At 72.4% G+C, this 12,410-nt stretch carries 9 protein-coding genes; 2 read left to right on the forward strand and 7 right to left on the reverse strand.

The window, feature by feature from the left end; translation table 11 throughout:
• Window positions 1–299 precede the first annotated feature (299 nt).
• On the forward strand, window positions 300–2,312 hold the full coding sequence (locus tag AC4BEG_RS03830; RefSeq protein WP_490704493.1) for an N-acetylmuramoyl-L-alanine amidase: 2,013 nt from the start codon (window positions 300–302) through the stop codon (window positions 2,310–2,312).
• A gap of 85 nt (window positions 2,313–2,397) precedes the next feature.
• On the opposite strand, the gene AC4BEG_RS03835 is transcribed toward AC4BEG_RS03830, so the two are convergent.
• Both AC4BEG_RS03835 and AC4BEG_RS03840 read right to left on the reverse strand, forming a co-directional pair.
• Window positions 2,398–2,898, reverse strand: a complete 501-nt coding sequence (locus AC4BEG_RS03835) for a hypothetical protein (RefSeq protein WP_490704494.1) — start codon at window positions 2,896–2,898, stop codon at window positions 2,398–2,400.
• A gap of 622 nt (window positions 2,899–3,520) precedes the next feature.
• The gene (locus tag AC4BEG_RS03840; protein WP_490704495.1) at window positions 3,521–6,430 is read right to left on the reverse strand and encodes an ATP-binding protein; all 2,910 of its coding nucleotides are present in this window, start codon (window positions 6,428–6,430) and stop codon (window positions 3,521–3,523) included.
• Between the two features lie 250 nt (window positions 6,431–6,680).
• Here AC4BEG_RS03840 and AC4BEG_RS03845 point away from each other — a divergent pair, with 250 nt between their 5' ends.
• Window positions 6,681–7,826, forward strand: a complete 1,146-nt coding sequence (locus AC4BEG_RS03845) for an isoafricanol synthase (RefSeq protein WP_490704496.1) — start codon at window positions 6,681–6,683, stop codon at window positions 7,824–7,826.
• A gap of 107 nt (window positions 7,827–7,933) precedes the next feature.
• Here the strand turns inward: AC4BEG_RS03845 and AC4BEG_RS03850 are convergent, their stop codons facing one another.
• The 5 genes from AC4BEG_RS03850 to AC4BEG_RS03870 all read right to left on the reverse strand — a co-directional run bounded on the left by AC4BEG_RS03850 (window position 7,934) and on the right by AC4BEG_RS03870 (window position 12,333).
• Entirely contained in the window at window positions 7,934–8,179 is a 246-nt protein-coding gene (locus AC4BEG_RS03850) for a DUF397 domain-containing protein (RefSeq protein WP_201873574.1), read from the reverse strand.
• 82 nt (window positions 8,180–8,261) lie between these two features.
• The gene (locus AC4BEG_RS03855; protein WP_490704497.1) at window positions 8,262–9,428 is read right to left on the reverse strand and encodes a thiolase family protein; all 1,167 of its coding nucleotides are present in this window, start codon (window positions 9,426–9,428) and stop codon (window positions 8,262–8,264) included.
• Window positions 9,425–10,486 (reverse strand): thiolase family protein, encoded by a 1,062-nt coding sequence (locus AC4BEG_RS03860; protein WP_490704498.1) that lies wholly within the window; start codon window positions 10,484–10,486, stop codon window positions 9,425–9,427. The genes AC4BEG_RS03855 and AC4BEG_RS03860 overlap by 4 nt, the downstream gene beginning before the upstream one ends.
• Window positions 10,487–11,449 carry a Zn-ribbon domain-containing OB-fold protein gene (locus tag AC4BEG_RS03865; RefSeq protein WP_490704499.1) on the reverse strand — a complete coding sequence of 321 codons (963 nt, stop codon included), beginning with the start codon at window positions 11,447–11,449 and terminating at the stop codon, window positions 10,487–10,489.
• Between the two features lie 77 nt (window positions 11,450–11,526).
• Window positions 11,527–12,333, reverse strand: a complete 807-nt coding sequence (locus tag AC4BEG_RS03870; protein WP_490704500.1) for a crotonase/enoyl-CoA hydratase family protein — start codon at window positions 12,331–12,333, stop codon at window positions 11,527–11,529.
• Between the last annotated feature and the right edge of the window lie 77 nt (window positions 12,334–12,410).

The following is a 12,410-nucleotide window of genomic DNA, read 5'->3' on the forward strand; positions in this document are numbered from 1 at the left end:
CGTCTGCGGTAGCTCGCAAGGCGGAGGATCGCCCTCGTACTGGGCGTACTCGGGCTCCTTTCGACAACGCGGCCGGGGGCACCTCTCAGCGGTAGCTGGGGGCGCCGTGCCAGGCGTCGGGAGCAGGACGGCCCCTGTGACGACGGGCCCTAGAGGCGCGTCACCGGTCTGGACCGGTGACGCGCCGCAGGCGGCTGACGTGCGAACACCCGTCTGGGCGCATCTGATTGACGGATGGCTTGGCAGCGGATACCTCTGAGTGGCCCGGCTCGTGCTCGGCCCGCCTTGAGGAGGCTGCTATGCCAGGATCCGCACAGGACAGCGCCCACGACTCGAACAGACCGGCGTCCGGCCCCAGCCGGCGAACCACCGTACGGGCCGCGGGTGCCACCGCGTCCGCCGCCTTTCTGCTTCCCCTCGTCTCCGCCACCCCGGCCGCCCGTGCCGATCAGCCGCGGCCGAGGGGCGGCGACAGCCTCCAGCGGGCCTTCGCGGCGGCGGCCGAAGAGCACGGCGTTCCGCTGAGCGTGCTGCTGGGTGTGGCGTATCTCCAGTCGCGTTGGGACGGCCACGGCGGGGCGCCCAGTGTCACCGGTGGCTATGGCCCGATGCATCTCACCGACGCGCACACCGCGCTGGCCCGTACCCCGCACCACAGTGCGGGCACCGAGGACGCGCGCGGTGATCTCGCCCGTCCGTTGCGGGTCCCCCGCACCACCGTGCCCGAGCCGCGCCAACTCCCCGCACGGCTGCGCACGTTGGGCCGGGCGGCGAAGCTGACCGGACTGTCCGCGGAGGCTCTGCGCACCGACGCCACGGCCAATGTACGGGGTGGCGCCGCCCTGTTGGCCGCCGAACAGAGACGGCTCGGGCTGCCGCTGAGTGAGGACCCGGCCGACTGGTACGCGGCGGTGGCGGCGTACCCGGGCGCGGACCACACCGCGGCGGCGGCAGCCTTCGCCGACGAGGTGTACGAGGTGATCCGCGGCGGTACGACGCGGACGACCGGCGACGGTGAGCGGGTGGCACTCGACGCGCACCCCGAAGTCTCCCCCGACAGACGGCAGTTGCGCACCCTCGGGCTTCCCTCGCCCGCCCGCGATCCGCAGGTCGAAGCGCCCAAGAACGTGTCCTGCGAGTGGATCCCGGCGCCGTACGAGCAGTTCGGGGACAACGACTACGGCAACCACGACCTGGGCAACCGGCCCGAGTCCCAGCGCATCGACTACATCGTCATCCATGACACCGAGGGCCCCTGGGACACCACCATCAAGCTGGTCCAGGACCCCACCTATGTCTCCTGGCAGTACACCCTGCGCTCCTCCGACGGCCATATCGCCCAGCATGTGCCGCTCAAGGACGTCGCCTGGCACGCGGGCAACTGGTACGTCAACGCCAAGTCGATCGGGCTGGAACACGAGGGCTTCCTGACCGCCCCCGACGCCTGGTACACGGAGGCGATGTACCGCGCGTCGGCCCGTCTGGTGCGCTATCTGGCGCGACGGTTCGACATCCCGCTGGACCGCCAGCACATCCTGGGCCATGACAATGTCCCGGGGACCACCACCGCCACCATCAAGGGCATGCACACCGACCCGGGCCCCTACTGGGACTGGGCCCACTACTTCACCCTGCTCGGCGCGCCCTTCCGGCACACCGCGGGTGCCTGGGGCGGGCTGGTGACCATCCGCCCGGACTACGACACCCATCAGCCGGTGTACACCGGCTGTGACAAGGCGGGGCAGCCCTGCGCCCCGCACGGTTCCTCCGCGGTGCGGCTGCACACCGCGCCCAGCGATGACGCGCCGCTGGTCAAGGACATCGGGCTGCGTCCGGACGGCTCCGACTCCACAACGGGCGTCAATGACACCGGCGCCCGCGCCACCACCGGCCAGCAGTTCGCGGTCGCCGGGCGGGAGGGCGACTGGACGGCGATCTGGTACCTGGGCCAGGTGGCGTGGTTCCACAACCCCAAGCCACAGCCCACCGCGGTGCACGCCAAGGGTCTGGTCGTCACGCCCCGGGCGGGGGCCACGGAGGTTCCGGTGTACGGCCGGGCCTATCCGGAGCAGGAGGCGTATCCGGAGGGAGTGCCGGTGCAGGCGGTTTCCCCACTGCCGTACAAGCTGCTCGCCGGGCAGTCGTATCCGCTGGGGCTGAGGACACCGGGCGAGTATCTGTGGGCGACCACCTTCGATCCGGCGGGCCACCAGGTGGTGCGCGGTCAGGACATCTACTACCAGATCCAGTTCGGGCACCGGGTGGCCTTCGTCCGCGCCGCCGATGTCACGGTCCGCCGTTCGGGGAAGTGAGACCGAAAGTGTGACCGACGGGGCGTCAGACGCGGCTGGCGCCCCGTGCCGGGCCTGCCAAGGTCCGCCCTCGGCGCCAGTCTCGTCAGCGCTGCTGGAACATCTCCGCGGGCAGCGGCTTGAGCAGCCGGTAGAGGTCGTCGGTGATGGGGCGGTCCCAGCTGGCGATGGTGACCAGCACACCGTCGTCGCGGTCGAACTGGGCACAGGAGATCCGGCCCTCGGAGACCTTGATCCGGCGCACGATGAGCAGGTTGTCCTCGTGCATCACCGGGCTGTCCTCGATGTCGACCACATGCACCGGCTCCTCGTTCTCGAGGGCGGCGAGCAGCTGGGTCACCTCGAAGGGGACCTGGCCCTCTTCGACCTCGCGGGCCGGGGAGCCCTCGGGCAGATTGCCGATGATCATCGCCGGGCCGCGGCCGCCGAACAGGTCGTAGCGGAGGAAGACGCCCTGGCAGCTGCCGTCCGGCGCGGGCAGCAGCCCCGCCCCGAGATCGCCGGGCCAGTCCCCCGGATCCATGGCGAGGACATCGAAGTCCGGCCCGGTGGGCGTGGCGGCGCTGCGGCGGCGGAGGAAGGACATGCGGATATGGTACGTGCCCGCTCGACGTCCCCCCTGCCGGGGAAGTTACGAATCGGATGCGCGGCCCGTCGCCCGCGGGAGCTCCTCGGGGCCGCTGAGCGGTCCCGGAGCCCCGCGACGACGACACCCAAGCCCCGGCCTGCGGGCCGAAGCCGCCGCGTGCGGCCGGGCACGGCCGCGGGCCCATCGATGGCCGGGTGCAGCCCGGCGGCCGAACCGACCGCCAGGGGGCGGCGGCCCGCGTCGGCCCGCGGCCCGGCGGCGGACAGCCTGCGGGTGGCCTGCCGACCGGCAGCGGTGCGGACAGTGATCAGATCACCGCCCCCGCGGCCTACGGCGCAACCGCGGACCCGGCGCGGCCCAGCGACCCGGCCCGGGGCAGCGGCGGGGCCACCACCCGCCGGACCGGGGCCCGATGCCGCTACCGGTCCTCGGACCCGGCCGGGCCGTGCCGACCGGCAGCGGTGCGAACAGCGGTCGGATCACCGCCCCCGCGGCCTACGGGGCAACCGCGGACCCGGCGCGGCCCGGTGGCCGGAACCGGGGCGGAGCCGCCAGGGGGCCGGATCACGGCCGCGGTGACCGCAGGTGGTCCGGCCCGGCCGGGCCGTCAGTGGTCGGATCACTGCGCCGGAGGCCGGTCAGCGGCGAGGCCCAGGAGCTTGGCCAGCCCGGTACGGTCGGTGCCGACCTTGCGGTAGACACCGGAGAGTAACCGGGCCACATCGCGGTCGTTCAGCCCCGTCTCCTCACAGATCCGCTCGTCCGTCCAGCCCTGGGCGGCCCGCTCGGCGACGGCCTGCTCCTGGGAGGTGAGCGGGCTGGTGTGGTCGACGCGGAGCTGCATGGGGCGCAGCCCCGCCGCGGACAGCTCGTCGCGGGCGCGGGTGGCCAGCGCCTCCGCTCCGCACTGGACCGCGCCCTCCAGACCGCGGTAGAGCCGATCGCCCGCTTCCTGGGGCAGGCCGATACGGCGCAGCGCGGCGCCGTGGTCGACCAGCGCCACGGCCAGGTCGTAGGCGGACGGTGAGCGCTCGAGATGGCCGACGGCCTCGGCCAGCAGTTTGATCCGCTCCGATCCGTGGGCCACCCCCGCCGCGGTGTGCAGGGCGCGTCCGATGGCGGAGTGGGTGCCGAACTGGCGGGCGCGGCGCACCGCGTCGTCGGCGACCTCGGCCGCCTCCCGCGGTTCGGTGAGCGCCAGGGCCTGGGAGAGGTGCAGCTGCCAGGGGCACCAGGCGGGGTTGCGCATCCCGCGCCCATCCATCCGGCGGCCGACCTCGGTGAGCTGGTGCCGGGCCTCGCGGTGCATATTGGCGGCGAGCAGCAGTTCACCGCGGACGGCGGGCACATCGGGGCAGAGCACGGCCTGCGGCAGGATCTCCCCGCCGTGTCCGGCCGCGAACTCCTGCGCCTCCTGGACCCGGCCGCGGCAGATCAGGGTTTCGATGAGAGTGCCGACGGCGGTCCAGTGGGCGGGTGTCGAGGAGCCGACCAGATCGGCGATCCGCATCCCCTCGCGGGCCAGTTCCTCCGCCTCGTTCAGCGCGCCGCGGCGGTAGCGGGCGTAGCCGAGGAGGGTGATGCCGAACGCCAGGTGGGAGCCGCGCCAGCCCTTGCGCTCGCATTCCGCGATGCCCTTGTTGAACAGGTCCTCCGCGCGTCCCGGCTGGTCGCAGTGGAGGAAGATCAGCGCGACCAGGATGGGGACCTCGAAGCCCCAGTCCTCATCGGTCCAGCTGAGGCCGTCGCCGAGGGCCTCCTCGGCGTAGTACAGGGCGGTGGTGGCGGGTTCGCCGCGGGTCATCGCGTCCCAGGCGCGCAGTCCGAGCAGATAGCGCTCGGCCATACCGCGGCCGGTGAGGTGGTCGGCCAGCCGGGCGAGTCTGCGGGAGCGGGCGGGCGACTCCTTCTCGTCCGCGCGGAACATGTTCCACATGAACTGTTCGGTCTGCATCCGCAGCCGGGTGCGGGCGCTGGTGGCCCGCCCGGCCTCCGCGGCGACGACCTGCGCGGCCTCCTCCATGCGGCCGCTGTGGCCGTACGCCTGGGCCAGCCGGCAGGTGATGGCCTCGCGCAGATCCGTGTCGAGCGCGGGTTCCTCCAGCGCGGCCCGCAGATGGTTGACGGTGACGGAGGGCTCGGTGAGCTGGGCGGAGCAGCCCAGTTCGTAGAGGACGGCGGCGCGCTCCTCGGGGGCGGGCGGCTCCCGCAGCGCCCTGGCCAGGCAGCGCCGCCCGGCGTCGGGCGCTCCGGCGCGCAGATACTCACGGGCCGCGGTCCGCAGATGGCGCACCACCCACGGGTCGCTCTCGGGGTGCATCTCCAGCAGATGGCGGCCGGCGGCGGTGGATCCCAGTCCGGCGCCGAGGACGACGGATGCGGCCTCGCCATGCATGGCCACCCGCAGCGCGCCGGGGATCGCCTGGTAGATGGCGGTGGCGATGAGCGGGTGGAGGTATTCCAGGGGCTGCTTCCCCGGACCGCCGCGCGGCGGGGCGAGGATACGGGCGTCGACGAGCCGCCCCACCACATCGGCGGCCTCGGTCTCGCTGAGCCCGGCGACACTGGCGCTCAGGCCGGGGGTGGCCTCGATCCCGAGGACGGCCACGGCCCAGGCGAGGCGTACGGCGGCGGTGCCGAGCCGGGTCAGCCGGTCGTTGAGCCCGCTGTCCTTGGCCGAGGAGACCAGTTCACGCAGCGCGGGCAGATTCTCCGACTGCGGTTTCAGATCACGGTCGCGGATCTTGGCGGTGAGCTCGATGACTTCGAACGGGTTGCCACCGGTCATCGCCCAGCATTCGCGGCAGAAGGAGTCGTCGGCCTCCTCGCCGAGGACATCGCGAACGATCCTGCCGACTCCGCTCGGGGTGAGCGGCACCAGCACATGCGGCCGTGAGCCCTGGCGCTCGGTGAGACCGCGGACTCCGGCGGCTTCGGCGGACAGGTCCTCCGGGCGGTAGCCGACGGCGAGCAGCAGGGGCAGGTCCACGGCGCGCGGCGCGAACCGGGTGAGCCAGTCCAGGGATTCGGTGTCGGCCCAGTGGACGTCGTCCAGGATCAGCACGACCGGGGCGTATTCCACCGCGAAGCGGGTGACCAGCCAGTCGAGGCCGTCGCGGACGCCCTGCGGATCGGGTGCGCCACCGCCCTCGGAGACCACCAGACCGACCGCGGGCGCCACGATGTCGTACCAGCCGCCCAGGATCCGGCGGTGCTCCTCCTCGCCGGTGGCCGCCAGCACGGGCTGGAAGAGCTGCCGCACCACATGGAAGGCCGCGCCCTGTTCGTGTTCGCCGCCGCGCGCGGACAGTACGGTGCAACCACGGGCGACCGCCCGGCGCCGCATCTCCGCGAGCACCGCGGTCTTGCCGACGCCGCCCGGCCCCGCGAAGGCGATCACACCTCCGGTGCGTGTTCCGCAGTGCTCCTCGGGACGCGTACCGCACAGGTCCGTCAACGCCTCGTCCACCGCGCCGAGTTCGCTCTCCCGCTCCAGCAGTGTCAGGCGCGCCTGGTTCTGTCGGCTCATGTCCTCCGCCACGTTCTTCCCCTCCGGCAGGTAACGCCGAGCGTAGCGTGTATGGCACGCTCCGTAGCCCCCGCACCGGCGTTTTCCCCATGGCATTGCCACGGGCACGCACCATTTCAACTCGTCCTCTATCGATGGCACGTTTCGCAGGCGAGGATGGCCGGATCCATCGGGTTGCCTTGGTGCCGTGATGCCCTGTGGTATGTGCGGCACAGGTGATCCACTTCATGGAGGGGGGCGGTTTCGCATCATGACCACAAGCACTTCGCGGTCTCACGCCCGACAGTCGGCACTGCTGCGGCGGGCGGCCCTTTTCGACTTCCCGGCCTCCGACGGCCTCAGCCCCGATGCGGAGGCCGCCAGACTGCACACCGTCCAGTGGCTGTCGCGGTTCGGTGTCTTCGAGGGGGCTGAGGACGTCGCGGAGTACGACGCGCTGCGCTTCGACGTGCTGACGGGGCTGTTCTACCCCGAGGCCAGGGGCGCGGATCTCAATCTGGGCAATGACCTGGTCGGCTGGTACTTCGTCTTCGACGACCAATTCGACGGTGAACTGGGCCACCGCCCGGAGGCGGTGGCACGGCTGGTGGCCGATGTCATCCGGATCACCGAGGAGCCCCTCACCACCCCGGACGCGCGGGAGGCGCCCGGGGACGGCGAAGGGGACGGTTCCGAGGGGCCGGGCGGACCGCTGCTGGCCGGCTTCCGCGACCTGTGGCGCCGGATCAACTCCGGCCGCTCACCGGTGTGGCGGGCGCGTTTCCGCCACCACTGGCTGGAGTATCTGCACTCGTACCACCGCGAGGCCCTGGAGCGCACCGGTTCCGGTGGCGGTATGCCGCGCTCGGTGGACGCCGTGCTCGCGTTACGCCGCCACTCCATAGGAGTGCAGCCGTGTCTGGACCTCAATGAGCCCTTCGGCGGCTACACCCTCCCCAGCACACTCCACGGCGGCCATCCGCTCGCCAAGATGCGGGAAGCCACCGACGACGTGGTGGTGTTTACCAACGACATCGCCTCCCTGGACAAGGAGTTGGCGGCCGGGGACGTGCACAACAGCGTGATCGTCCGGCGGGAGCGGACCGGTGGCGATCTGGAGGACGCGGTGCGCCATATCGCCGACCTCGCCAACGCCCGCTACCACTGGTTCGAGAAGACCGCGGCCCGGCTGCCCAGGATGCTCTCCCGGGCCGGGGCAGAGCGGGACGTACGCCGGAATGTGCAGTCCTATGTGGACGGCATGCGGAACGTGATGAACGGCAATCTGGGGTGGTCGCTGCGGACGGCCCGCTACGACGAGCGGGGCATCGAGGCGGTGAGCCGGGGACGGCAACGTCCGTGGGCGGGTCTGGCCGAATCGGACGCGCTGGTGCGCGCGGGGCGCACACCGGGCTGACGCTCACCACCGGACTACGGACGGACGGACGGTGCGCACGGCGGCAGGCCGTGCGCACCGCGGGCGCGCACCGCGGTGCGCAACTCCGTTACGGCGGGGCTCGGGGCTTATGTCAGGTCGAACTCGCCGTCCCGCGCGCCCAGGACGAAGGCCCGCCACTCGGCCGGGGTGAAGATCAGCGCCGGGTCCTCGGGGCGCCGGCCGTGGCGCATCGCGATGAACCCCTCCACGAAGGCGATCTCGACATCGCCCACGCCCTGGCTGCTGGAGCGCCACTGGGCGCCCGTGAGGTCGAGGTCCGGCTTCTCCCAGCCGGAGGTGAGGGGGTGTTCGGTGGTGGTGATCTCGGCCACGCCTGGCTCCTCCCGGATCGTCGTCCGCGCCCCACCCTAGCGACCGTGGGCCGGTGCCGGACAGGCCACGAAAGAGGTACGCTCAACCGGTGGGCGGCGCGTCCCCCACCACCCACATGGAGAAGAACTGGGAGCCTCCGCCGTAGGCGTGGCCGAGCGCCGTGCGCGCCCCCTCGACCTGGTGCTCCCCCGCCTCGCCGCGCACCTGGAGCGCGGCCTCGGCGAAGCGGATCATGCCGGAGGCCCCGATGGGGTTGGTGGACAGCACCCCGCCCGAGGGGTTGACCGGCAGCTCGCCGTCCAGCTCGGTCACCCCGGACTCCACCAGCTTCCAGCCCTCCCCCTCGACCGCGAAGCCCAGGTTCTCCAGCCACATCGGCTCGTACCAGCTGAACGGCACATACATCTCCACGGCGTCGATCTGACGGCGCGGATCGGTGATCCCCGCCTGCCGGTAGACATCGGCCGCACAGTCCCGCCCCGCACGCGGGGAGACACAGTCCTTGCCCGCGAACAGGGTGGGCTCGCTGCGCATGGCGCCGCCGTGCATCCAGGCGGGCGGACGCGGGGCGCGGGCGGCCCCGGCGCGGTCGGTGAGCACCATGGCGCAGGCGCCGTCGGAGGAGGGGCAGGTCTCGGAGTAGCGGATGGGGTCCCACAGCATCGGGGAGGACCGCACCTTCTCCAGGGTGAGCCCGTGCTCGTGCAGATGGGCGTAGGGGTTGCGCAGGGCGTTGCGGCGGTCCTTGTAGGCGACGAGCGCGCCGGTCCCGGCGGGCGCCCCGGTGCGCCGCATATACGCCCGCACATGGGGCGCGAAGAAGCCGCCCGCCCCGGCCAGCAGCGGCTGCTGGAACGGCACTGGCAGGGACAGCCCCCACATGGCGTTGGACTCGGACTGCTTCTCGAAGGCGAGGGTGAGCACGGTCCGGTGGATCCGGGCGGCCACCTGGGCGGCGGCGACCAGTGCGGTGGAGCCGCCGACCGAGCCCGCGGTGTGGACACGCAGCAGGGGTTTGCCGACCGCGCCGAGCGCGTCGGCGAGGTACAGCTCGGGCATCATGACGCCCTCGAAGAAGTCCGGGGCCTTGCCGATGACCACGGCGTCGATGTCCGCCCAGGTCAACTCGGCGTCCTCCAGGGCCCGCAGGGCCGCCTCGCGGACCAGTCCGGCGAGGGACACATCCCGGCGGGCGGCGGTGTGCTGGGTCTGGCCGATTCCCACGACGGCCACCGGCTCCTTGCTCACTGCGGGTCTCCTTCCAGGACCGCCACCAGGTTCTGCTGGAGGCAGGGGCCCGAGGTGGCGTGGGCCAGGGCCCGGTCGGAGCCGCCGCGGTGGATGGCGGCGGCGGCCTCCCCGAGCCGGATCAGCCCGGCGGCCATCATGGGGTTGGCGGCCAGCGCACCGCCGGACGGATTGACGCGGACGTCCTCGCCGAGCCGCAGCTCACGGCGGAGGATCACCTCCTGCGAGGTGAACGGGGCGTGCAGTTCGGCGGTGTCCACGGGCGCGTCGAAGGCGCCCGCGCGCTCGGCGGCCAGCCGGGTGGAGGGGGAGCGGGTGAGGTCGCGTACGCCCAGGGCGTGCGGTTCGACGCGGTGGTCGATGCCTCGGATCCAGGCGGGGCGGCGGCACAGCCGGCGGGCGGTGTCCCCGGCGGCGAGCACGACGGCGGCCGCGCCGTCGACGATCGGCGGGCAGTCGTGGCGGCGCAGCGGCCGCACCAGATACGGGGTGTCGAGCAGCCGCTCGGGCCCGGCCGAACCGACTTGCTGAGCATGGGGATTGTCCTCGGCCGAGGTGCGGGTGCGGGCCGCGACCCCGGCCAGCGCGCGTTCGTCGGTCTCCCCCGCGTCGATGAGCGCCTGGGCCTGGAGGGCGGCCAGCGAGACCGAGTCCGGCCACAGGGGCGCCAGGTAGTACGGGTCGAGCTGACGGGTGAGCACCTCGCGCAGATCACCGGGCGAGGACTTGCCGTAGGAGTAGACGAGCGCGGTGTCGGCCTCTTCGGTGAGCAGCTTGGTCCATGCCTCGTACAGCGCCCAGGCGCCGTCCATCTCGACATGGGACTCGGAGATCGGCGGCCAGGCGCCGACGCCGTCCAGGGCCATGGTGAACGAGAAGGCGCGGCCCGCCAGATAGTCGGAGGAGCCGGAGCAGGTGAAGCCGATCTCCCCGGTGGTGAGCCCGACGTCGTCCAGCACCCGGCGCAGGACGGGCATCAGCATCTCGACCTCGGAGATGTCCGTGGTGTCGGGGCGGTGGTCACTCTGCGCGAAGGCGACGATGGCAACCTCTCGCATCTACAACAGCTCCTTGTAGGTGTCGTAGTCGGCGTCGGGTTCGCCGGTGGGCCGGTAGTGGTCGGGGAAGCGGCCGTCCTCGGTCCATACGGGCGCCACCCGCAGCCCCATCCGCACCTGGTCGTAGGGGATGCCCGCGATACGGCCGTGGAGGGCGAGTCCGGCGCCGTCCAGGGCGATGTGCGCGTAGACGTACGGCACCTCGATGTCCAGGTTCTTGGCCTTGATGTTCACGATGCAGAAGGTGGTGACGGTGCCGTGCGGGCCGACCTCCACCTGTTCGGCGGTGGCGACCCCGCAGGTGGGGCAGGCGCCCCGGGGCGGCACATAGACCTTGTGGCAGGACGGGCAGCGCTCCCCGACGGTCCTGCGGTCGGCGAGGGCGGCCAGGAAGCGGGACTGGGCGCGGCCGGGCGCGTAGGTGTAGTCCAGCCGCGCGGGCGCCACGATCCCGCGCACGGGGTCGGTGAACACACCGCTGTGCGGGACGGGTTCACTCACCCCGGCCTCACCCGTGTCCGGTGTGAAACAGGCGATGTCGGTGATGGCGCCGGTGCGTTCCGGGGCCCAGCGGATCCGTACCCGCATCCCGGTATGCACGGCCTCCGGCCCGGGTGCGTCGAGGGCGTGCAGCAGGGCGGTGTCGGCGCCGTCGAGCCGTACCAGCGCCCAGGCGAAGGGGGTGTCCAGGGGCTGGCCGCGACTCGGCGACGGGTTCCAGGCCCAGGTGGTGACGGTGCCGGTGGGGGCGACCTCGACCAGGTCGCGCAGCTCGTCGGCGGTGACCGGATCGTATTCGACGGGCGGTACGAGCACCCGGCCGTCGGTGGTGCGGACCCCGAGCACGGTGCGCTCGCGCAGCCCGGTGAGGAAGGCGCTCTGGACCGGTCCGAGGGAGCGGGTGAAGGGGAACTCGACGACCAGGGGGGCCTGGAGGGCCTCGGAGGAGGGAGCCGGGGGCATGGGTGGGTCTCCTTCTGTCCGGCGGTCCGGACCGGTCGGATGCGCATCGGCCGCGCACGGGAGCGCGTAGCCGCTGGTCAGGCTCGCCGGTAGACCGGTGGCCGCTTCTCCGCGAAGGCCTTCGAGCCCTCCTTGGCGTCGGCTGTGCCGAACACCGGCCAGCCGCGTGCGAGTTCGGACCGCAGCCCCTCGGTCTCGGTCATCTCGGCGGTCTCGTAGACGGACTCCTTGACCGCCTCGACGGCCAGCGGACCGTTGGCATTGATCAGCTCGGCGATCTCCAGCGCCTTGTCCAGCGCCGCGCCGTCCTCGACGACATGGCCGATCAGCCCGATCCGCGCGGCCTCCTCGGCGGTGTAGGGGCGCCCGGTGAGCAGCATCTCCAGGGCGTGGGTGCGCGGCACCTGCCGGGCCAGCCGCACCGTGGAGCCGCCGATGGGGAAGAGTCCGTGGCGCACCTCGTAGAGGCCGAAGGTGGCGCCGCGCCCGGCGATCCGGATGTCGGTGCCCTGGAGGATCTCGGTGCCGCCCGCGACACAGTGGCCCTCGACGCCGGCGATCACCGGTTTGCGCGGCCGGTGGTGGCGCAGCATGGCCTTCCAGTGGAGGTCCGGGTCCTCCGTGAGGCGGTCGCGGTAGTGGTCTCCGGCCATCCGGCCGCCGCCCGCGAGTGCCTTGAGGTCCATTCCGGCGCAGAACACGCCGCCCGCGCCGGTGAGCACCACGGAGCGTACGGAGTCGTCCGCGTCGGCCTCGAGCCAGCCGTCGTACAGCCCGACCAGCATCGGCAGCGAGAGGGCGTTCTTCGCCTCGGGTCGGTTGAGGGTGAGTACGAGGGTGGCGCCGACTCGCTCCACCACGAGGTGTTCGGTCCCGCTTGTCACGGCAGTCCTCCCGTCTCGACGCCAACAGGTTGCAGGAGGCGGGGAGCGACTTCAAGAGTTAGCTGACGTCTCGTCAG

Source organism: Streptomyces sp. JLBJ103 (assembly GCF_058215575.1).